This is a genomic window from Acinetobacter sp. Res13-Abat-PEC15-P4-01 (genome assembly GCF_015676285.1).
In the GTDB taxonomy this organism is placed as follows: Bacteria; Pseudomonadota; Gammaproteobacteria; order Pseudomonadales; family Moraxellaceae; genus Acinetobacter; species Acinetobacter nematophilus.
This window is the reverse complement of record NZ_JADAIN010000011.1, coordinates 1-21794: the sequence shown is the minus strand read 5'-3', so window position 1 is coordinate 21794 and position 21794 is coordinate 1. Positions and strand designations below refer to the sequence as shown.

Below are 21794 nucleotides of genomic sequence, written 5' to 3'. Positions count from 1 at the left end.
CCTAATATGAAATGAATAGCTGGCTAGGTTTCTAGTTTGAAAATTTGTTACTTGCATATAATTAAGGTATATTTGAGCGGTTTATTTATTTTTATATAAACATTTTTATTAAATTTTACTAAATAAAATAAGAGAATAATTATGACTCAAGCTGTTATTATCCAAGGTTGTAAAACCGATCATGGTGGTGTCGTGATTCAAAGCAATGCATCGACCTTAGTCAATGGAATCGGTATGGCTGCTAAAGGCTATATGGTTGCTTGTCCTAAATGTAAAGGCATTTTTCCAATCGCAGAAGGTGCGCCTCATTTTATTCTTCCTGATAATAGTCAGGTTGCTTTGGCGGGAATGAAAACCGCATGTGGTGCGAAATTATTGCCAAGTTCATTTCAAGTGGTTGTTGAAGCCAGTTCACCTTTTGGTTCCCAACTGATGGGTAATCCAAACGATGAGGGTGAAGAAACAATACCGCCACCACAAGACCATTCAGGTCGTTTTCAGCTTGTTGACCAAAATACTGGTGAACCGATCGCCAACCGTAGAGTCCGTGTAACCATGGGAGATGGTACCAGTACCATTTATGCAAGTGATACGCAAGGCTATACTGATTGGATTTATACCCCGTCTGAGGAAGAAATTCATCTCAATTTAGTGGATGAGTTAGACAATGGCTGATCAGGGAAAACCACAAGGAGTATTAACAACTACACCAACACAAAATCCAACAATTAAAGTTGTTGCAATTGACAGTACGGCACTTGATCCCAAAGACAAAGAAATTCTTTGCAGTGCCATTTGTTATTGTAACTACAATCCAAACAAAGGGAAAAAGCAAAATAACCTTTATCAATCATGTGTTTCTGAGCGATTAAAAGAAATGGATGAAATGATGTTTAATCAAAGTCCATATAAACCCGAAATCACTTATGATATGCATACAGACCCTCCTGAACCGATCATGGATAAAAATATACTCACCAAAGGGCATAAATATGTTTGGGGATGGATTAAAAAAAATTGGTTAAAGGATAAGGGTTATGAATATGAGAAAGGGGAGGGAATGACTCGTCGTCCTGATTTGGTTATTGTTAAAGACCCCAATGCACCTCCAACCCAAGACAATATTAAACATGTGGTGGAAATTAAGTTTGGTACGGATGTTTTTGGTCCTGAGCAAGAAAAGGCTTATGAGCAAATAGCAGGCGACTACAGTAAGTTAAAAGTGCTCGACCCTGATGAATGTGGTTGTGGTGATGATGATGGTAAAAAATCCACAGTGACTGAATGGGCAACTGCAGCAATTGCGACATTAGCTGCCTTGGCACAGTTGCGAAAAGGCAAACTACCAAAAATGCCAAAATTCCCAGCCCCAGCATTTTAACTTGGAGAAAACAATGCACTTTAAAAAAGAACAAGACTACAAAGCATGGGTTGCGACACAAGAAAAAGGCGCAATTGGTGGTGGATTACTCACCCCACAAGGTGGAGAAGACTATGTCGGTGCGATTCCTGCGATTCGTGCGGTTTTATACTTTAAAGAGGGTTATAGCGATGACATGCGTGAAGCGATTGCTCAATGCTTTGATGATTATCAAGAATATGCCAAAGCGCATTTAACTTGGCTTTGGCAGGATGAGCCACCTAACGGGGCTGGTGGTGCTAGTTTAGCTTTTGAAAAAGTTAAACCTATACGAAATATCTTAAAACTTTATAGTCCTATGAAAGCTTTTAATTTTTTATATACCAGTGGTAAAGAGAAATTTACCACTGGTGCATGGGAGTTTTATGTAGGAGGATCTAGTCAATGGCAAGTGAAGAATGGGAAATATCAAAGCTCTTTAACTTTTTCTATGCCAATCGACTGGGTGGGCGAAAATAGTAAAGCTTTTATTGATTTATTTATTAAGTGTGCGCAACGTTTAAAAGCCAAACATGGTTATGCAGGTTATGCTTGTCTCATTTCTAGAATAAGAAGTGATAAGAATGAACCGACTGAAGCGTTTATGGCTCGTAAAGCTTGGGCAATGGATGTAGGAAATCCAGGACTTTTATCTAATAGATTAATAACAGGCATTAAAACTGTGAACTGGTTAACTGCAATCAGCTACGGGTGGTTTAATTCGATTAAGGAAGAAGAAGCATTAAACAGTGAACTACCGATGAATTGGTTCATTGGTTATGACTATGGTACAGGGGTTGTGATACAAGCGGGGACTTTACCTTTAATGGGCTCTGTTGAAAGTGATCCCTTACCCGCGCCTTATGTCTTGTTAAATAGAGTGTTAAAGCCTTTACGTGTTGAAAAAATAGGTGATTTACATCGTGGTAATTATTCAACAGATGAAATTCCACTGATTAAAGGCTATTTAGCCAATCATTGGTTAGCTCGTTTTGATATAGAAGATGATCAAAAGCTTGAATATTTTGCAAAGTTACAAGATGAGCCTAAGTTAAATAGTCAGTATGCTTTTTTAGATAAACGTATAGATTGGAATTAAAAATGAAAGTTATTTTAGATTTTATAAAAACTATTATTCCTCGAAAATATAATGTTAAAGATGCTTATGAGCAAGAAAATATTCCCTTAACACAAGAGCATATACTTGTTATTCAAAATTTACATGTTGCATGGTTAAATATTGAAAATGGTGCTTTAGCGGTATATTTACCTCGTTTTGATGAAATATCTAAGATTTTAAAGAAATCTAAAAATTCTAATGAACTAAAAAAATCATGAGTGAAGCTTTATGTGCTTTTCCAACATGGTTTGCAGCTTCATCGTGTTTAGCTAATCGCTATGTTTATAAGGAAAATGAAGTATTTGATTTAACAGAACACCACATAGAACTGCTTAAACTACTTATATGGTACGATATGAAGATCAATGATGGTCTTGTTGATTTTTTCTTTAAGGGGTATCCCTTACCTTTACCATACACTGATGGTAAGAGACCTTTTGGACAAAGGGTTAATTATAAAGATGATATTATTGAGCTTTTAGGTGAAAAAGTTGATGCTGAGTCTTTATTTAGAGAGCTAGATAAAGCACTTTATGTTTATTTGAGAAATGCTGTTTGGAATTAATCAAAAGAGGAAATACACCAAGCGTTTTCATTTTTCTATGCCAGTTGATTAGGTTGGTAAAAAAGTAAATTTTATGGATTTATTGATTAATCGTGTGCAACGTTCAAAAGCTAAACATGGTTAGATAAACGTATAGGTTGGAATTAAAAAAGCCCCTTTATATTTGAAGAGGCTATTCTTTTATACAATAAAATTATCTTTCATGGATTGACTTCATGGAATATAAAAACATGCCAGTCAGTTAAGTGAATGTGAGGCAAATATAGTTTTGAGACTAAAACGTCGGTTTAACCACCACCAATATAATCACGGCAAATAAAATCAATGTTGGCATCTCATTAAAAAAACGCCAAAACTTGTGTGATTTATAATGGGCATTGCCAATCAGTTTTTTACGGTAATAACCACAAACAAAGTGGTAAATCACCAACAGACCCACCAAGCCAACTTTGAGATAAAACCACAATGCTTCATGGTAGTGACGTGTGGCATCACCCCAATCCACTAAAAAATGCGCAGTAATCAATGTTGCAATCATCGATGGCCACATGATGCCACGATACAACTTACGCTCCATAATTTCGAAACGTTGATGGCTGACTGTATCCTCACTCATTGCATGATAAACGTATAAGCGGGGAAGATAGAACAGTGCAGCAAACCAGCATACGACTGCTATGATATGTAAAGCTTTAACCCAAAGGAAAGCTTCAGAAGGAGCATCCATCAATTTACCCTTTTAAGGGCAGTGAGCGAAAACTTGATCATTCACAGTATAGAAAACCATGAATGATCAGAATTGCTTAAATTAGCCTTCCCATTTCTTGAAAATGAGACAAGCATTTACACCGCCAAAACCGAAACTGTTACTCATTACAGTATTCAATTTTGCGTCACGTTTTTCAAGTACGATGTCATAGCCTTTTGCACCTTCATCAAGTTCAGTTACATTGATGTTGGGTGCGATAAAGTCGTTTTGCATCATCAACACAGAGTAAATGGCTTCTTGGACACCGGCAGCACCTAAGCTATGACCTGTCATCGATTTGGTTGAACTGAGTGGAGGAACATTGCCTTCACCGAACGCACGTCCCATGGCAAGTAACTCTGTCACATCACCAGCAGGGGTAGATGTACCATGCGTATTCACATAGTCGATCTTGTCTACGCCATGTTGTTTGGCTTCTTCAAGTGCCATAAGGATACAACGTGTTGCCCCTTCACCTGATGGTGCAACCATATCCGCACCGTCAGAGTTCGCCGCATAGGCAACAACTTCAGCAAGGATATTTGCACCACGCGCTTGGGCATGTTCAAGCGATTCAAGTACCACGAAACCACCACCGCCAGCGATGACGAAGCCATCACGATCGGCTGAATATGGACGAGAAGCTGTTTCAGGTGTTTCATTGTATTTAGAACAAAGCGCGCCCATTGCATCAAACAATAAACTTTGTGACCAGTGATCTTCTTCACCCCCCCCAGCAAGCATTAAATCTTGTTTGCCCAATTGGATCAGGTTGTAAGCATAACCAATCGCATCAGCAGAAGTTGCACAAGCACTGGTAATGGAATGTGCAACACCTTGTAGTTTGAATGCAACACCGACATTGGCAGTGATGGTGTTTGACATATTACGCGGTACGAAGAAAGGACCGATTTTACGTGCGCCTTTTTCTTCCAGAAGCTTAACCATTTCTGCGACAGAAGCAGTTGAGTTACCGCCTGAACCGCCTGCAATACCATAACGTGGGTTACCACCGATTTGTTCTGCTGTTAAACCTGCATGTTCAACGGCTGCAAGTGCTGAATTGTATGCATACATGGCACAAACACCCATAAAGCGTTTCAGCTTACGGTCAATACCATCAAAATCCTGTTCAGCGGCGGCACTGACATGACTTTTAAAATTAAGTTCTTCGTAAGTTGAATTATGACGTGTTCCTGAAATACCATTTTCCAAAGAATGCTTAACAGCTTCCAATGTATTACCGATACATGAGTTAATACCCATACCAGTGATCACAACACGACGGTTCATGCAAAGTCCTTTATTTTAGAATACAGAATGAATGGTCACATTTAAACGCGTTTAGTTTTTCAGTTCAATGGCGAAAGATACTGATTCTTAAGCATCATTTAGACAGATAACTTTAAGGATTAAATGTTGCTTAATTACTTGAATATCCATGCTTTTATGCCATGCCGTAGCAGTTTAATGAATCATGGATATTTACCTCAATTAGGCAAAACCATCCATAACGACAAGTCATTATAGACGGTTTATAGCGATGATTTCTTAAATCAACTTTAAAGAAATATGCCTTACCACGGTGTTTTCTTTTCCCATTCAGGATCAAATCCTGATGTTGAAGCGGCAACCTTCAAATAATCAGCATAGCTTTCTGCCAATAAAATAGGCGGAATCTCCTTTATGGGAAGTTCATTGTTGTTCCAAGAGCGGCTACCTTTTTTACTAAATGCCAATTCATAGAGTACAGCTGGAATATTTTCTTCTGGAACATAACTGCCGCTGAATGTGATTTCGACCTCAATACCCAGTTGTTTATACGGTTTGGTATATCGATCAAAAGAACCACCATCTTCAATGCTGGCACGTTGATATCCCAGCTTGGTTACCACACCCCGTAAGGTAAATGTGTCAGTCAGCCAACCTTTATGATCACTGATCTCTGTGGCATTTTCATCTTCAAATTGTGGTAGATGATGTGTCATTTGCTCAAATAAAAACTTCACTTTGTAGTCTTTAAAGTGAGCAATCCAAGCCTGTGCTTCATCTTCACCAACTAAAACCGCATGTGAAATTTGAATTTTACTCTCGGGGCTGAGTTCAATTTCATCATCGTCCAAATTCAATAATGCACCATCATCACTTGGTCTAAAACTGACTTTTTCACCGGTGGTTTTAATTTCGAGCCAAGTCAGACGTTGAATCAAGCGACGCATAATCGGATGTGCAAAGATGTACTCTTGCCATTCAGCAACATTCCACTGACGTTCACTGCACATTGCTTCATACAAACGCCCGGTTTGCATATCCACCACTTGTTTGAACTCTTTTTTACTGGTGCTGAACAGTGATTTAGCCTCTTTGATCAAACTCTCATCATCATTTTGGCGCGCAGCAGGTAGGGCTTTGACTTCTTTCCCTTCTTCATTTTTTAAGATAAATTTGTCTTTATCATCTACAAACGCAGTAAAGTTACGTGAGCCATATTGCAGTTGTAATACACCATTTTCGTCTAAGCCAGCAGTTGGAATGGTGCGATCAGCAAGCTCATCACTGGTCCATTGGTTGCGTTCTGCGATTTCAGCCACTAAATGATTCGCAAGGGTCTGTACTGAAGCAGTACGATAACGGCGAGAAAGTGAAAGCAATAGCTGGATAATCAAAGGATCATTGCTGATGGACAATGCACTGATCATCGCTTCAATTTGCGAGCGACGAGGGTAGTGCTGTTTCATATAGTTTTGCAGTTGTTTGACTGCAAAACTGCCCTGTGCATTGGCGGTCAGTGAAAGCATACCCTTGCTCTTGATTGCAGAACCCAGGTAGAGACCTAAACGTTCACGCTTAATTTCATCAATCACTTCTTCTAAAGTGATGGTTGCGTATTTGGCATAATATTCAGGATATTGTTCACCATAGCGTTTATACGCATCGCGATAAGAATTCAAGCGACTTGGTGCTTCTTGGGTCGCGTATTGTGTCGCTTCATCAAGCGGTGTTTGCAAAGTATCTTGATGGATAAAACTGTGCAGTAAATGATTTGCCAGTTGAACTTGATCTTTTTCATCCAATAGATGGGTATAACGTTGCAATAATTCGTTGGCTTTTGGCTCTTTGAGTTTTTCTGCCAAAATCACCCACCATTGAATGATCTTGGGATCGACAACTTTGCCATTTTTCCACTTCACTTTTGGCAGTGTTTCAAAATCAAACCAGGTAAAGCTTGCCGATAGTTTACCTTTGAGTCCGTCTTCTGCTTCTTTGAGTAATACTTCCGGTTCGAGATAGGCACTAATATCTTGCCCTAATTTTTCCAGTGCAGTTAATAGTGCTGCGCGTACAATTTCTTTTTTCTCTTTCTTCAATAAAGTATTGAGCGGTTTTACTGCATCTTGATTCTGTAATCGTGCGAGCCATTCAATGGCTGTAATTCGAATCTCTTGTTTGCCTGAGTCTAGTGCTTCAATCGCGCGAAGATGAATATCAGGAAGGTGTTGTAAGGTTTCTTGTGCTTCATAACGCAGTCGTTTGTTCTCACCTAAGGCAAATTCCAGCAAACGTGGAATAAATTGAGTAGGCAGAGATGGAAAGCATTTCAATACAAAAATCGCATCAGACGGTGTAAAGCTTTGATATTCATTTTTTTCCAATGAGGGGGAAAGTCCTAAAGCTTCAGTTAAGTATTCTTGATGTTCCGCAAAGAATGGCCAAATTTTATCTGCTTCGTAAATATAATCCTGTAAACTTTCATAGTAGGATGAAGACGATAAAATACCTTTGGCAACTTTGCGTTGTGGACTGAAAAACTTAGCGGCTTCTAGGGCTTGGACAATATGACGCAACTCATATTGTGCATATTCTTCTGGACGTAGCATTTCAAATAAATTTGGCCAATAGATCCAGTCCCGATTTCGTGTAGAAACGATTCGAGCCGCATGGATTATCGAAAATTCTGGGTATTTTTTATATTTGTTTTTATAGGTAATAATATTTTCTAGGTTGTGGAAATTTTTAAATGGCGCATCCCCATTCAATTGATCTACAAGTGCCAATAAACTCTCTCGGCTGATCTTTTTCAGTTGTTTCAAATGATCTTGCGCCCAATTACGCTTGTAGTTGGCGGTTTTATTTTCTTCGATTTCATCTGCGGCATTTTGTTCAGCTTTTGCTAAAATCTGCTGATAATTTTCTAAAATAATTTCTGAAAAATGCTGCGGAATTTTTTGTTCGGTAAAGGGTTTGAATTCGGGTGTTTCAATATTTTCTTGAAGCTGAGCACTGTCAACGGATCTTAGGCGTTGAATTGCCATTTGTAGGATTTGTTGTACTGACTTTTGCTTTTCTTGCTCAAAAGCTTGTTCTAAGACAGCAAGGTTGTCTGCGCCCAAACGCGCCAATAAATCTGCTGAAAAACCACGCTCTTGGCTAGAACCTTCCAGTAAACTGTGTTGTAAATATTTTTGACTATCTTCAGCATTCAGATTGCTCAGTAAACTGGTTGCCTTTGTACGGATTGTTTTAGACTTGCCGATGGCGAGTTTTACAATCAAGTCCGGCACTTGTTTGATGAGAGAAGGCTGTTTAACAATATAATCTAAAAAGTTTTCTTGTCCGATGATGCTCAATGCTGGAATGATGTTTTTTAATTGTTCCAAGCGTTCCGTAATAAATTCTTTGGTATCTTTCAATAACAATATTTTTTCTAACTTATTGGCATGGTAACTGTCTATATTCTGACGCTCAAATAAATAAGCTAATAGCTCTTGTCCCAAACCTTGCTGATCGCTTTCAAGTAAATCGACCAGTTTTTGTTGTGTCCAATTCTGCTTTAAGAGTTTATTTGGATCAGTTTCACTAAAATGTTGACTATCAAAAGCAGTGATAAATGCATCTACGGTAAGATAGATAAACCAAGAAGGTACTTTTTCATATATATTGGTGAAATTTTTTTGTTTGGTAGCGGCTTCAAGCACTTTGGCAAAACGAATAATCTGATCAAAGTTTAATTCATCAAAGATCTCGCCATAATAGCGACGGCGCAGTTTTAATGCTGCGTCAGCAAGCTTATTTTGTTTTTTATCCAAGGCTTGATTGTTTTGAGGCCAATACCAGCTATAGGTACCTGGCTTGCCCAATAAAAGCAAAGCTTTTTCGTCGGTGTACTGTTGTAGTTTAATAAGAATTTCAGGGTTTTCACCATCCAAAATAAATAAAACAACATGCTGATCAAGTTGTTCTTCAATAACAGCCAAAGGACTAAAAATATGGTAAAGCTTTTCTACTTTGCTTTTAAGGTTCTCATTATATTTTTGGATCTCCTCGGCATGAGATGGGTTTGCCTGCTGTGCTTGAATACTTTTATCTTCAGGCTTCGAAAACATAGACTCTATTTTTGAAAAAAGTTGATTCAACATATACATTCCTTTTCAGCAACTGAGAGTTGCTTTTCTATAGTCTTTAATACTTCGCTTGGTTATTCAGCAAAATTATAGAAAAATATCATCAATTTAAATACCACGACTAATTTATCACGACGTAACTTGTCCTTCTAAAGCGATCCTTTGATTTAAGCGTTGCAGTTGTAATAAAACATGTCGCCATTTTAAAAGCTGCGTTGCAAGAGTCTCTTCAGTGGCATCCATTTGTAATGTGTTGTAAATAAAACTTAAACCCAACTCTGCAAATTGTTGGGCAAGATCATTGAGTTTAATTTGGTCATCGCGATCAAATTGAGAACGCCCGGTATTGGCATAAAACTCAAGTAATGACTGTGTTTCTAAAACCAAAATCTCTAAAGCAGACAGATGCTGTTGTTTTTGCCATTGTTTTTTTTGTTCCAGAAGTTTCTCAATTCGCCCTGTGATCAGTTCAGCCAAACTACTTTTCTTTTGTATAGGATGGTCATAGTCGAGACTAAAAATTTTTAAGCCTTTCGGGGATTGCCAAATCACGCTACATGGAATGAATTGCAACTGTTGCTGTGTTGTTTCAACACGTACCAAAGTCGCAAGAATTTTTTCATTTTGGATAAGATGAGTCAGATTTTTAATTCGAACACGATATTCTGGTTCGATCGGGATCACTAATTTCAATCCAATGTCTTGTTGATCGGTTACACGATATTCAAAATACTGTTCAAGCTCGTTAAGTTCAGGTGGATTGATATGGTGGTGACGCAACAGGACATAACGTGAGTTGAGTTGTTCAAGACTTGAGTGGGGGACAAGTATCTTGTGTAAAGTTTCCCATTGAGATATGCCAATATTCATCTGGTCCAGATCAGAAATGGTCAACTCATTAAACGAACCTTTCTGTAAAAAGCGGGTATCCGTACTTGCACTGAGCTGAGTCTCTGAACTTGATTTTGCATGCGTCAGCTCCAACTGATGTTGCAATAAAAAGCTCAAAGAGCTTCCCCAAATTCCAGTATTGGCAGCACTGTGCATATCAAAAGTGCGGTCTAAATGATTGGCTCTGGCTTGAGTGACTTCTTTGAGCTGTTGTTCAGAAACATCCCAAAAACAGACGGTTAAGCCATGCGCACCACTTTCGGTACTCCACCATTCACAACCGAGTGGAATCAAATGTGCAATCGTTTCATTTTGATAATCACGCTTTACAACCCCACGCAGCTTGGCTAAAGCTTCTGTTTGAAACTCCGGCTTTAAAGACTCAATTTCTGAAAGTGCGGTCAGATAAGCATATAGATGTGCCAACTGATTATAAATCTGTTGCTCATCAACCTGTACATCATCCTCTAAAAATTGTCGCATAGTGCCATGTAGTGCACGTAATAAACTCCCGAGGCGAGGAAGATTCTGAGCACGTGCCTGCATATTTAAAATATGCAGTGACATGACGCTTTCTTTTGCAAGATGGGATAAACCCTGTTGAATAAAGTGCTGACAAATTATTTTAAGTTCTTCGATGAATTCACGATCATCTAAGGAAAGGTGTTGGCTCGAGTGGTATTGCTGTTCGCTTAACTCGATCGACCATTGCCATTTTTCTGGTGCATGTTGTAGAAAGAAGTAGGCAACACATGCTAAATGTGCTGCAATTTTTTGTTTGTCACTGATTTCTGACAAGATGCCTTCAAATCCAGTTGCAGGGTAGAGCAGAACGGGATCGGAACTTAAATCGGTATGAAAAGAAATTTTGTTGGTCTGAATGTCAATCTGACACTGTTCAGGTTGTGCCAACCAGTTTTGAATAAATTCATAAGCCAAACGGACATTGGCTTTGCCTGCCTGCTTTTGAATTTTGTTTGGATCAAAGTTTAGAAGTTTTTCTTTTGCAGATGGTGTGTTTTGCCCGACTGCTGTAGTTGCTGAGTGCGTATGCTGCTGAGGTGGGCTTTCAGTCGAATTTTCAAACTTATAATCTGATGAACAGTCTTGCGAACTGTCAATGCTTGAAAAGTGTGAGACATTTTCTTGAACCCATAAAATACTGGTTAAAATATGTTTGCAACAACCTTGGGCAGAACAATTGCATTGAGCCTTGGTGATGCCTGCCTCAGGCAGCTCAACTTCGCATTCTTCCACTTTAAATAACAGTTGATCAGCACTTTGTCGAAGTAATTCAACATCATTGAGTGCTTTTCGTGCCCGTCTTAATAAGCCTGCATTACTGTGCATGATCAGGCTGTCTTCATCGTATTGGGTATATATCTGCCAACTCATTGCATTACCTCTGCAAACCAAGTTGCTAAATGTTCAGGAGTCATTGCTGCGATTTGCATGCCGCGTTCTTGAAGTTTTTGTGCCATATTGATGTCATAAACGGGATTGGCAGACTGATCAAGTGCAGCAAGTCCAAGTAATTTACAGCCTTGTTGATGAAGTTGACTGGTGGTATTCAGCATCTGTTGAACTGAAGCACCTTCTTCAAAATCACTGATCAAAACTAAAATGCTGCGATGAGGCTGTTTAATTTTGTTTTGGCAATAGTGTAATGCCTGACCAATATTGGTTCCCCCACCCAGCTGAATAGTCAGTAGCACTTCAACAGGATCATGTGCCAAATGACTAAGATCAACGATTTGAGTATCAAACAGCACCAAGCTGATACTGACCGCAGGCAGTGCAGCTAAAATACTGGCACATATCGCGGCATACATGATGGAGTCCATCATTGAACCACTTTGGTCTACGCACAGGACAATTTCCCAAGCTAAGTGCTTCTGTACGCGTGCGTTAAAATAAGGGGTCTGAATAATCAGTTTCTGTAAATCAGGTTGATAGTTTTTCAGATTGGACTGGATGGTGCGTTTCCAGTCAAAATTCTGTGCTTGTTTGAGGTGTGAACGTTTAAAACGATTACGACGACCCTGTAAGGCTTGTAGAAATTGAGCTCGAATTTTTTGAAGTAATTCTTCAACCACCTTTCGAATTAATTCACGGATCGCCTCTTTCATCTCTGTGCTTAAACGACCACGCATACTCAGCAAGGCTTTGGCTACCGCTGGATTAGGTTCAAGCTGTCGTACATGTTCAGGATTCTTAAATAACTCAGTCAGCTCATAACGTTCAATCGCTTGCTTTTGCATGCGTTCAAAAGTTGATTTTGGAAAAAGTTTACGACTTTGATTCAGCCAATTAATCGCATTCAATTGGGATGCTTCTAAACCACCATGACGGTTTTTCCCCTGTTGGATGCCTCGACGTTTATATTCATTTTGATAGAGATAATCGAGATTGCGTTCAAGCTTCAATTGCTCACCAGACAGCGTAGCAGCAGATAAATTTTGATCTGCATATCGACCCAACATCAGGCGCCATCGGCGAGCTTGATCCACTGCATCGAGAGTAAGCTGAGTGTCTGAGTTGTCATGTTGATTTTGTTCAGGAGGCAATTGGCTCATGAGTTTGCTCCCTGCTGTTTAGACGAGTGTTGTTTTGAGGGGGTTGCCCAGTGCTCTAAATGGTCATATGTAAATATTTTCTGAAGTTGTTGGTTTAGTTGAACGCCTTGTAAAACATCCTGTTCACTAATATGACTCAACACCTGATCCAGAATGGTGTCATTGCCAAGCCCTGTGGTTTGAGCGATAAATCTAGACACCTGAGTACTTTGCTTAGGCGTGAGCTGACTAAAGATATAACGTAAATCAGGTAGAATCTGAATAAAGGTTTCTTCAGTCCAATGACTGACCAATTGATGCAATGCATCAATTGCTACTTTTGATTGTACAAAGATCTCAGGTGCAATAAAAAACATGCCATGTAAATACTGCACCGAGTCTTCTGGAGAGCTGCCTACAGCAAAAGCCAGTTGTAAGTATTGCCGCAGCTGTTGTTGCTCAATCTGATGATCTAAAAATTGTAAGGTATGCAGCGCACCTTTCAGCGCGTTAAGATGGAATTCATCCAGTTTTGTTGGATCAATCTGTTCATACATCAAACTCAATAAATCGAAGGTTTGAGTCTTAAATGCATGATGTTCAAGCTGCATCTTCTGTTGTCGGATGTTTAAAATCAGTTGATGTAAGGTTTTCAGACTTTTCAGGTTTTGTTCAATTTTTTCTTCATGTGTATCATAAAGTTGATCAAGTAAAAAACAGGCTTGATAGACAGCAAAACTTAAACTTTTCAATAGCATCTGTTCGGGGAGGTTGAGCAGACTGCGACCATGCCACAAATAATAGAGTTGTTGTGCTGCACCAATCACTGAAGCCAAGTTTTGATCGCTTTCAAGATATCCATCGAGTTGCTGATTCAACAGTTTCAAATGCTGCTTTAATCCCAAACGGCAGGCGAGAGCCAGCAATTTGGCAGTTTCAAATGCGGATTGCCCCATACCCTGTTGCTCATTTTCTTGCTGCAACTTGAGCATTTTAATCAATGCAATCTGTTCAAGCTGATTGCCCATTTCAGCCAGTTCAATCAAGCGTGCTTCAACACTAGGTGTCCAAGCATAACGCCATTCCTCGAATAGAAGATCCAAGCTTGCGCCTTGCACAAAATCAGGTCCTGAAATACGTTGCGCAAAATGACAGTCGACAAACGCCAATAAATGCAGATATTGGCTGATTTCTTGATGCAGTGGCTTACGATAAATATCCAGTTTTCGATGACGTAAAATGGTGTCATTGATATTAAAGCGGTAAGCCTTAATTTGTTGATAGGTATTTTGAAGTAAAGCTGGGCTATGTTGATTCTGCGCAACTTTGCCAAGTCGCTGTCCACCTAAAAACTGAAAAATATGGGTAAATAGATGTTGTTGTCCGTCATCCATTTCACCTTTGATCAGTGCAGACTGTAATGCATCGAGTAAATCATAACGGCTGGGTTGATTGTGCCCACGCAGTACCGCCAATTGCCATGCGATTTCCGCGGTATTTTTAAGTGCGATATAGGGGGTGACATCAAGTGCATTCTGTTGATTTAAAAAATGGCACAACTCATTTAGGTACTGAAAAAAATGTTGTTGTGGGTCTGTCTGTGATGGAGCGTTCTGCGTATTTAAATGTTGCCAGTGTTGTTGATAATAGGCAGGTGAGGGCATTCCTGAAGCGTAACCATTCAGCGCATCGAGACGATCAAAACTATAGCGAATCAGCCATGCTTGTTCTTGCCACTTTTGGGTTGAAGCTTGAACAATAAAACGTTCAGCCTGAGCGCTGTCACTCAAATTTTCAATTAAGGCAATACTATGGAACCCGCCCGTCACCACTAAAACTTTGTGTTTTGGATTCATCGCCTTTTGGATACAATTCCACATGACGTCTTCACGGTGTAAGGAGGCTTCTTGTAATAGAACCTCTCGTTCGTAGTCCAGTCGTGCCAATGAGCACCACACAAACACATCATCAAAAAACTGTTGTGCTTGTTGTAGTTGACTGGCGCTTTGCAATTCAAATAAATGATCCCACAGCTCGTCATGGTTTCGACAATGCATGCTTTCAGCCAGTTTTTGAATATATTGACTATGTGCAAAATAACGTTCAGACATCAAACTTTTTTGTTGCCAGTCAACATTCTTTTGCTGACTTTTTAAAATGCTTTGTTCAGCCCAATCCAAGTCAATAAACTTAACCTCTGCATGTTGTTGTTTTGCCTCCTGAATCGCCACCCATTCTGGTGAATATTCACAAAAAGGAAAATAGGCAGAAAAAATCTCAGGTTGAGATCGATTGGCTTGATCTGTTTCATCCTCTTTCAAACGAGATGGGGTTACCGTATTGTGAAATTGTGCTTGTGCAAAGATCGCAATTGGTGGTTCGGTAGCTTGGTCTTGTAAGCTTTGGATTAAAAACTCAAAACTGCCGGGTGCTTCAATCAATATATGCGTGGGTTTAATTTCATTGATGTATTGTTTCAAAGCAAAAGCACAGGCTGGACTATGATGGCGAATAGGTGCAAAGAACACATTTTGCTGTGCTAATTGTTGTTTTAGGTGAAATGCTTGTTTTAATCGTGAGGGCATTTCATCAATGACTGTGTTTGGGTCCAGTGATTGCATGATTAAAACTCTCGACTGGCTTCATAAAAACTTTTCCAATCATCGTCTTTACGTGCACGTTCTTTGACTACCGTGTCTAGATAATAACGCAGACGTTTGGCATCATCTGGATTATCCTTAAATACAACACCAACCAACTGTTGTGCGATATGTTCTGCCTTTAGGATGCCATCACTCAGATAGAGGGCTTGAAGTCCAGCAGCATGGGCAATATTTACTGCTTCGGCTGTAGACATGACCGCGTCAGGTGTTTTTAATGTTGCCCCTTGTAGACTTTGCCCAGTTCTTAATTCATTGAAAATAGTGACCAACAGCTCAATGATTTGTGGGCGAATCTGAATCTCTTGGTAAAGCTCTGCAAGCTGCTGTTTCAGTTGTAATCCAACCAATTCAATCTCAAACTTTCGATCACGGATCGCTTTGACTGTTTCAAAATTAAAACGTCGCTTCAATGCGGCAGACATCTCATGCACACCACGGTCACGTAAGTTGGCTGTGGCAATGATATTAAAACCCTGAGTCGCCGCTAGGTTAAAATCTTGTCCCATTTCTGGAATCATCATTTGTTTTTCTGAAAGTAACGACACCAAAACGTCCTGAATTTCAGGCGGGCAACGGGTGATTTCTTCAAATCGTACAATTTGACCATTTTTCATGGCGTGGAATAAGGGGGATGGAATCAGTGATTTTTCAGTAGGACCTTCTGACAACAGCAGGGCATAGTTCCATGAGTATTTAATGTGGTCTTCGGTTGTACCCGCAGTTCCTTGTATGGTGAGATGAGAGTTTCCAGAGATCGCTGCACTGAACAGTTCTGAAAGCATGGATTTAGCCGTACCCGGTTCACCAACCAACATCAGCCCTTGATTTCCCATCAACGTTACTAGGGCACGGTCAACAAGCGCATCGTCACCATAAAACTTCTTCTGAATATCAAGTTTGTGATCACCTAAAATAAATGAACGAACCGCATAAGCTGAAAGTTGCCAGCCTGCTGGTTTTCTATGCTGATCCTGTTCTTTCAAACGTTCTAGTTCTGCTTGATATTTTTGTTCTGAACTGTATTTAATTTGATTCTGTAAATTCTGTTTCATAATCATTGAGTAAATATATTTGAAAGAATAAAACTATCATAACTGGCAAAAGCCAAGATCACCACCCGTACAATTGTTGTTCGCGACAAATTATGACATCTATTTGTTAATCTTATGGTTTATCCTGAAATAAATTCATTTTATCGCCATTGGGTGGCGTTCAGATTGTTTATAATTGTATCGTATACTGATCTGTACTGAAATTTTATGAAATAGTGATTGTATTGGTGAATGATTCGGTACATTAATGTATGGGGCTGTTGCTGATTTCATCTTAGGTGAGTCGTCAGCAGACTCAGGGTACATGTCTTAATATTTAATATAAACATAGTTACAGAGGATGCAGATGGTAAATTCCAATAAAAAACATTCAAGCGGACTTATTTCAAATGCTTTTGGTGTAGCAAAAAAACTCAGTGAAACGGGTTTAAATGTGCTTCAGCATGTCGCGCCAGGAACAGTCAGCAAGCTTACACATAGCCCTCAAGCAGACTCAGTTGTTCAAGGTACAGCGCAAGAAAAAAACGCTTTTGAGCGTAAAAAATATGAAAACCCTCAGCAAATGATGCGTGAGCATTTGCCCAACGTAACTGGCAAACTTTTAGGAAAGCATTCAAAAAAAATTAATCATGTTGCTTCATTTATCTCACCGGACTTGAACGATAAATTATCCGACTTTCTTTTTGATAAACTCAATGATTTCGTCTCTGAGTTGACTTCTGTCGAGTCTGTATTAAAAGAGGTTGGTGCAAAAAATCTGGCAGAACTCAGTCAAGATACTGATCGTTCACGACGGATCAGTACTGCATTAGCCAATCAAAATAAAATTATTGCCGCAATTCAAGGTACATTGACGGGTGCGGTTGGAGGCGTGGGTACGCTTATTGATATTCCTGCTTCCCTGGCTCTGGCACTCCGCAGTGTTTACCATACGGGTCGGGCATATGGTTTTGAGTTGCAGGCGAAAGATCATGCAGTAGTGGAATATATTTTTAAACAGATTGATTTGGGGACTGTCGCTGAAAAGCAGGCATTGATTGCGGCGATTCGAACATTTGCAGGTGTTTTGCAAACTCATAATGTCAATCAACTTCAGCAATTACTAGGTTCAGCAAATGATGCAGAGCTGCTCAAAAAATGGATTGCCAATGAAGATGGTTCATTCAAATTATCTTGGATGAATCATCTTCCTCAGTTTAATCTTTTGACGCGTTTAACACCTTTGGCCACGATGGGAATCAGCGCTGTATATAGCTGGAAACTGGTGGATGATGCCACAGAGCAAGCTCAAATTGTTTTTTCGGGAGCACGTCAATATTTACTTCAGCATCCTGATCAGACAATCGATACTCTAGAGGCTTATGAGCAGTTTACTCAATTGTTGTCTCATGCCAATCCATTGCTTCTAGCGGACTCCTCGCAAAAGACTGATCCACAGAAATCTGATGCACAAATTGAAAACAAAACGATTACTCAAGTTGAAGTGAAAGAAAAATCCAGTGAGAAGGATGTTGTTTCAAATCCTGTCGAAAAAGTTGAGCAGGGAATTCAGAAATTAGCTGAGACGCATATTGAAAAGAACGCATCTGTACAATCGGATGAAAAATCGATCCAAGCAAAACCTCGCCGCAATGTACAGAAGAAACCAGCAACATCAACCTCAATTCCTGCGGTAAAGACCACCACAGCAGCAAAAACTGTAACAAAAAAGCGTACGCCTGCGAAACCGAAAGTCAGCGCTGAAAATACGGTAAAAAGCACTGAAAAAAACCTAGAAGCTACTGATAAGAAATCAGAAAATAAGCTGAATTAAGTTTGCTTGGTTTTATCGGCAAAGTTCGAAATGGTCAATATTTGACAGTACGTTGAATATTGACCATTTTTACATCTTGGCTTACAATTGCATGCCCTCAAAAAGTGGTAATTTTTTGAGGCTTTTTATTAACGGGAGAATTGCCATATGGCAACAACAAATCAGTTGATCCGTAAGGGTCGTACAACTTTGGTTGAAAAATCAAAAGTTCCTGCGTTGAAGGCTTGTCCACAACGTCGTGGTGTTTGTACACGTGTTTATACAACTACACCTAAAAAACCTAACTCAGCAATGCGTAAAGTTTGCCGTGTTCGCTTAACTTCAGGTTTCGAAGTTTCTAGCTATATCGGTGGTGAAGGTCATAACCTGCAAGAGCACAGTGTTGTTCTTATCCGTGGTGGTCGTGTTAAAGACTTACCGGGTGTACGTTACCATACCGTTCGTGGTTCTTTGGACTGTGCTGGTGTTAAAGATCGTAACCAGTCTCGTTCAAAATACGGTGCTAAACGTCCTAAGAAATAATCTTTCGAGATTAGCTTCTTAAGCAGATAGAACCGCAATCCTTTATCGTCTCGCTTGTCTGATTTCTGCATTAATTTTGTGAAATTCAAGCGACGTGTAGTAAGGCCAGCGAATAGCACATGACACTTTGTGCTCATGCTGGATAAACCTGAAGTGTCATATTTATAGGTAGATTAAAATGCCAAGACGTCGCGTAGTTGCTGCTCGTGAAATCCTTCCGGATCCTAAGTTCAGTAGCCAAACAATCGCTAAATTCATGAACCACGTAATGCAAGATGGTAAAAAGTCTATTGCTGAAAGTATCGTTTACGGTGCTTTAGACCGCGTTCAAGAAAAAAACAAAGTTGACCCAGTTGAATTTTTTGAGACTACTCTTGAAAAAGTTCGTCCTATGGTCGAAGTAAAAGCACGCCGTGTTGGTGGTGCTACTTATCAAGTACCTATGGAAGTACGCCCATCCCGTCGTACTGCCTTGGCTATGCGTTGGTTAGTAGATGCTGCTGCTAAGCGTTCTGAAAAAACTATGGCGTTACGTCTTGCTGGTGAGTTGCTTGATGCAGCTGAAGGCAAAGGCGCAGCGATCAAAAAACGTGAAGATGTGCACCGTATGGCTGAAGCTAACAAAGCCTTCTCTCACTACCGCTTCTAAGCGGCTAAAACAGTCCCTTATCAGGAGAATACTCATGCGTATTGCAGCTCGATTTAACATCGCCCTCTACCAAAGTGGGGGATTTGCGGGTATTTAAGTTGCCCATTACGTATTGAGTATCCGTACGCATCAATGCTTCATTGGTGCGTCCTGTTTTAAACAACAAAATTTAGGAATGCAAGAAATCATGGCTCGTCAAACCCCAATTTCTCGTTATCGTAACATTGGTATTTCTGCGCACATTGATGCTGGTAAAACCACGACTACAGAACGTATTTTGTTCTACACAGGTGTATCTCACAAAATCGGTGAAGTACATGATGGTGCAGCAACAATGGACTGGATGGAACAAGAGCAAGAACGTGGTATTACAATCACTTCAGCTGCTACGACTACATTCTGGTCAGGTATGAGTAAACAGTTCCCTGAACACCGTATCAACGTAATCGATACACCGGGACACGTAGACTTCACAATCGAAGTTGAACGTTCTATGCGTGTTCTTGATGGTGCTTGTATGGTTTACTGTGCTGTAGGTGGTGTACAACCTCAGTCTGAAACTGTATGGCGTCAAGCGAACAAGTACCAAGTACCTCGTTTAGCATTCGTGAACAAGATGGACCGTACAGGTGCAAACTTCTTCCGTGTTGTTGAACAAATGAAAACACGTCTTGGTGCACATCCTGTACCTATCGTTGTTCCAATCGGTGCTGAAGAAAACTTCCAAGGTGTTATCGACCTGATCGAAATGAAAGCGATCATTTGGGACGAAGCTTCTCAAGGTATGAAGTTCGAATACGGCGATATTCCAGCTGATCTTCAAGCGACTGCTGAAGAATGGCGTACAAACATGGTTGAAGCTGCTGCTGAAGCTTCTGAAGAGTTAATGGACAAATACCTTGAAAATGGTGATCTTGACAAAGAAGACATCGTTAAAGGTCTACGTGTTCAAACATTAGCTTGTCAAATTCAACCAATGCTTTGTGGTACAGCGTTCAAAAACAAAGGTGTTCAACGTATGTTGGATGCTGTAATTGAATTCTTGCCATCACCTACAGAAGTGAAAGCGATTGAAGGTGTACTTGACGATAAAGCTGAAACTAAAGCTGTTCGTGAAGCATCTGACGAAGCTCCATTCTCTGCATTGGCGTTCAAAATCATGAACGACAAGTTCGTAGGTAACTTGACATTCGTACGTGTTTATTCTGGTGTTCTTAAACAAGGTGATTCTGTTTATAACCCAGTTAAATCTAAACGTGAACGTATTGGTCGTATCGTGCAAATGCACGCAAACGATCGTCAAGACGTTGAAGAAATCCGTGCGGGTGATATCGCTGCGTGTGTAGGTCTTAAAGACGTAACTACAGGTGATACACTTTGTGATGAGAAAAATGTCATCACACTTGAGCGTATGGAATTCCCTGAGCCGGTAATTGCACTTGCAGTTGAGCCAAAAACTAAAGCTGACCAAGAAAAAATGTCAATTGCTTTAGGTCGTTTGGCGAAAGAAGATCCATCGTTCCGTGTTCGCACAGACGAAGAATCTGGTCAAACAATTATTGCGGGTATGGGTGAGCTTCACCTTGACATCATCGTTGACCGTATGAAACGTGAATTCGGTGTTGAAGCGAACATTGGTAAACCAATGGTTGCTTACCGTGAGACAATCAAAAAGTCTGTTGAACAAGAAGGTAAATTCGTTCGTCAAACTGGTGGTAAAGGTAAATTCGGTCACGTATACGTACGTTTAGAGCCGCTTGACCCTGAAGCTGGTAAAGAATACGAATTCGCTGAAGAAGTTGTTGGTGGTGTTGTACCTAAAGAATTCTTCGGTGCAGTTGACAAAGGTATTCAAGAACGTATGAAGAATGGTGTCTTGGCTGGTTACCCTGTTGTGGGTATCAAAGCGACATTATTTGACGGTTCTTACCATGATGTCGACTCTGACGAATTATCGTTCAAAATGGCAGGTTCTTACGCATTCCGTGATGGTTTCATGAAAGCAGATCCGATCTTGCTTGAACCGATCATGAAAGTTGAAGTAGAAACTCCAGAAGACTACATGGGCGATATCATGGGTGACTTAAACCGTCGTCGTGGTATGGTTCAGGGTATGGATGACTTACCTGGCGGTACTAAAGCCATTCGTGCTGAAGTTCCACTTGCTGAGATGTTTGGTTACGCGACTCAAATGCGTTCTATGTCTCAAGGTCGTGCGACATACTCTATGGAATTTGCTAAATATGCTGAAACTCCACGTAACGTGGCTGAAGGCATCATTTCTAAATTCCAGTCTGGCGGTAAAAAAGGTGACGACGAGTAATCTTTCGATTACTATAAGCCCAAACTAATTCATAGTTAAAAACCAAGTGCTCATGCAGTGACCCTGCATGAGTAGTTAAAAAAGGAAGCTCT

At 40.0% G+C, this 21794-nt stretch carries 17 protein-coding genes; 9 read left to right on the top strand and 8 right to left on the bottom strand.

The annotated features are described in order from the left end of the window. The first annotated feature begins 141 nt into the window (after positions 1-141). Genes IMO47_RS04345 through IMO47_RS19560 form a run of 5 tightly spaced genes read left to right on the top strand, consistent with a single transcriptional unit; the run spans position 142 to position 3084 of the window. Positions 142-675, top strand: a complete 534-nt coding sequence (locus tag IMO47_RS04345; protein ID WP_196076302.1) for a PAAR domain-containing protein — start codon at positions 142-144, stop codon at positions 673-675. After that, positions 668-1381: a VRR-NUC domain-containing protein gene (locus IMO47_RS04340; protein WP_196076301.1), complete on the top strand. Its 714-nt coding sequence runs from the start codon at positions 668-670 to the stop codon at positions 1379-1381. The genes IMO47_RS04345 and IMO47_RS04340 overlap by 8 nt, the downstream gene beginning before the upstream one ends. A 13-nt stretch (positions 1382-1394) precedes the next feature. Continuing rightward, positions 1395-2498 (top strand): type VI immunity family protein, encoded by a 1104-nt coding sequence (locus tag IMO47_RS04335; protein ID WP_196076300.1) that lies wholly within the window; start codon positions 1395-1397, stop codon positions 2496-2498. A 2-nt stretch (positions 2499-2500) separates the two neighbouring features. Continuing rightward, on the top strand, positions 2501-2737 hold the full coding sequence (locus tag IMO47_RS19565) for a hypothetical protein (RefSeq protein WP_227552206.1): 237 nt from the start codon (positions 2501-2503) through the stop codon (positions 2735-2737). After that, positions 2734-3084, top strand: coding sequence for a hypothetical protein (locus IMO47_RS19560; protein WP_227552205.1), 351 nt, complete (start codon positions 2734-2736; stop codon positions 3082-3084). The genes IMO47_RS19565 and IMO47_RS19560 overlap by 4 nt, the downstream gene beginning before the upstream one ends. A 274-nt stretch (positions 3085-3358) precedes the next feature. Here IMO47_RS19560 and IMO47_RS04325 read toward each other — a convergent pair whose 3' ends face one another. The 7 genes from IMO47_RS04325 to IMO47_RS04295 all read right to left on the bottom strand — a co-directional run bounded on the left by IMO47_RS04325 (position 3359) and on the right by IMO47_RS04295 (position 16395). Then, entirely contained in the window at positions 3359-3811 is a 453-nt protein-coding gene (locus IMO47_RS04325; RefSeq protein ID WP_004830008.1) for a CopD family protein, read from the bottom strand. A gap of 81 nt (positions 3812-3892) precedes the next feature. Next, on the bottom strand, positions 3893-5125 hold the full coding sequence (locus IMO47_RS04320) for a beta-ketoacyl synthase N-terminal-like domain-containing protein (RefSeq protein ID WP_196076299.1): 1233 nt from the start codon (positions 5123-5125) through the stop codon (positions 3893-3895). A 284-nt stretch (positions 5126-5409) separates the two neighbouring features. After that, positions 5410-9249 (bottom strand): DUF4132 domain-containing protein, encoded by a 3840-nt coding sequence (locus IMO47_RS04315; RefSeq protein ID WP_196076298.1) that lies wholly within the window; start codon positions 9247-9249, stop codon positions 5410-5412. A 114-nt stretch (positions 9250-9363) separates the two neighbouring features. Continuing rightward, positions 9364-11520 (bottom strand): hypothetical protein, encoded by a 2157-nt coding sequence (locus IMO47_RS04310; protein WP_196076297.1) that lies wholly within the window; start codon positions 11518-11520, stop codon positions 9364-9366. Continuing rightward, the gene (locus IMO47_RS04305) at positions 11517-12701 is read right to left on the bottom strand and encodes a VWA domain-containing protein (RefSeq protein WP_196076296.1); all 1185 of its coding nucleotides are present in this window, start codon (positions 12699-12701) and stop codon (positions 11517-11519) included. Before IMO47_RS04305 ends, IMO47_RS04310 begins: the two co-directional genes overlap by 4 nt. After that, positions 12698-15304 (bottom strand): DUF5682 family protein, encoded by a 2607-nt coding sequence (locus IMO47_RS04300; protein WP_196076303.1) that lies wholly within the window; start codon positions 15302-15304, stop codon positions 12698-12700. The genes IMO47_RS04305 and IMO47_RS04300 overlap by 4 nt, the downstream gene beginning before the upstream one ends. After that, the gene (locus IMO47_RS04295; protein WP_196076295.1) at positions 15304-16395 is read right to left on the bottom strand and encodes an AAA family ATPase; all 1092 of its coding nucleotides are present in this window, start codon (positions 16393-16395) and stop codon (positions 15304-15306) included. The genes IMO47_RS04300 and IMO47_RS04295 overlap by 1 nt, the downstream gene beginning before the upstream one ends. A 346-nt stretch (positions 16396-16741) precedes the next feature. Here IMO47_RS04295 and IMO47_RS04290 point away from each other — a divergent pair, with 346 nt between their 5' ends. From IMO47_RS04290 to rpsG, 3 genes are all read left to right on the top strand, one after another. Further along, entirely contained in the window at positions 16742-18208 is a 1467-nt protein-coding gene (locus tag IMO47_RS04290) for an EcsC family protein (protein WP_196076294.1), read from the top strand. Positions 18209-18355: 147 nt separating this feature from the next. Continuing rightward, on the top strand, positions 18356-18730 hold the full coding sequence (gene rpsL / locus IMO47_RS04285; protein WP_000246374.1) for a 30S ribosomal protein S12: 375 nt from the start codon (positions 18356-18358) through the stop codon (positions 18728-18730). Between the two features lie 178 nt (positions 18731-18908). Beyond that, positions 18909-19379, top strand: coding sequence for a 30S ribosomal protein S7 (rpsG, locus tag IMO47_RS04280; RefSeq protein ID WP_004655203.1), 471 nt, complete (start codon positions 18909-18911; stop codon positions 19377-19379). Positions 19380-19383: 4 nt separating this feature from the next. Here the strand turns inward: rpsG and IMO47_RS04275 are convergent, their stop codons facing one another. Further along, positions 19384-19545, bottom strand: coding sequence for a hypothetical protein (locus IMO47_RS04275; protein WP_196083699.1), 162 nt, complete (start codon positions 19543-19545; stop codon positions 19384-19386). A gap of 21 nt (positions 19546-19566) precedes the next feature. Here IMO47_RS04275 and fusA point away from each other — a divergent pair, with 21 nt between their 5' ends. After that, on the top strand, positions 19567-21702 hold the full coding sequence (gene fusA, locus IMO47_RS04270) for an elongation factor G (RefSeq protein ID WP_196076293.1): 2136 nt from the start codon (positions 19567-19569) through the stop codon (positions 21700-21702). Positions 21703-21794 lie beyond the last annotated feature (92 nt).

Excerpts from the sequence above, each read along its gene's own strand:
- IMO47_RS04345 (WP_196076302.1), top strand. The coding sequence starts at position 142 with ATGACTCAAGCTGTTATTATCCAAGGTTGTAAAACCGATCATGGTGGT.
- IMO47_RS04290 (WP_196076294.1), top strand. The coding sequence starts at position 16,742 with ATGGTAAATTCCAATAAAAAACATTCAAGCGGACTTATTTCAAATGCT.
- IMO47_RS04325 (WP_004830008.1), bottom strand. The coding sequence starts at position 3,811 with ATGGATGCTCCTTCTGAAGCTTTCCTTTGGGTTAAAGCTTTACATATC.
- IMO47_RS19560 (WP_227552205.1), top strand. The coding sequence starts at position 2,734 with ATGAGTGAAGCTTTATGTGCTTTTCCAACATGGTTTGCAGCTTCATCG.
- IMO47_RS04295 (WP_196076295.1), bottom strand. The coding sequence starts at position 16,395 with ATGAAACAGAATTTACAGAATCAAATTAAATACAGTTCAGAACAAAAA.
- IMO47_RS04335 (WP_196076300.1), top strand. The coding sequence starts at position 1,395 with ATGCACTTTAAAAAAGAACAAGACTACAAAGCATGGGTTGCGACACAA.
- IMO47_RS04340 (WP_196076301.1), top strand. The coding sequence starts at position 668 with ATGGCTGATCAGGGAAAACCACAAGGAGTATTAACAACTACACCAACA.
- rpsG (WP_004655203.1), top strand. The coding sequence starts at position 18,909 with ATGCCAAGACGTCGCGTAGTTGCTGCTCGTGAAATCCTTCCGGATCCT.
- IMO47_RS04305 (WP_196076296.1), bottom strand. The coding sequence starts at position 12,701 with ATGAGCCAATTGCCTCCTGAACAAAATCAACATGACAACTCAGACACT.
- IMO47_RS19565 (WP_227552206.1), top strand. The coding sequence starts at position 2,501 with ATGAAAGTTATTTTAGATTTTATAAAAACTATTATTCCTCGAAAATAT.
- rpsL (WP_000246374.1), top strand. The coding sequence starts at position 18,356 with ATGGCAACAACAAATCAGTTGATCCGTAAGGGTCGTACAACTTTGGTT.
- IMO47_RS04315 (WP_196076298.1), bottom strand. The coding sequence starts at position 9,249 with ATGTTGAATCAACTTTTTTCAAAAATAGAGTCTATGTTTTCGAAGCCT.
- fusA (WP_196076293.1), top strand. The coding sequence starts at position 19,567 with ATGGCTCGTCAAACCCCAATTTCTCGTTATCGTAACATTGGTATTTCT.
- IMO47_RS04310 (WP_196076297.1), bottom strand. The coding sequence starts at position 11,520 with ATGAGTTGGCAGATATATACCCAATACGATGAAGACAGCCTGATCATG.
- IMO47_RS04320 (WP_196076299.1), bottom strand. The coding sequence starts at position 5,125 with ATGAACCGTCGTGTTGTGATCACTGGTATGGGTATTAACTCATGTATC.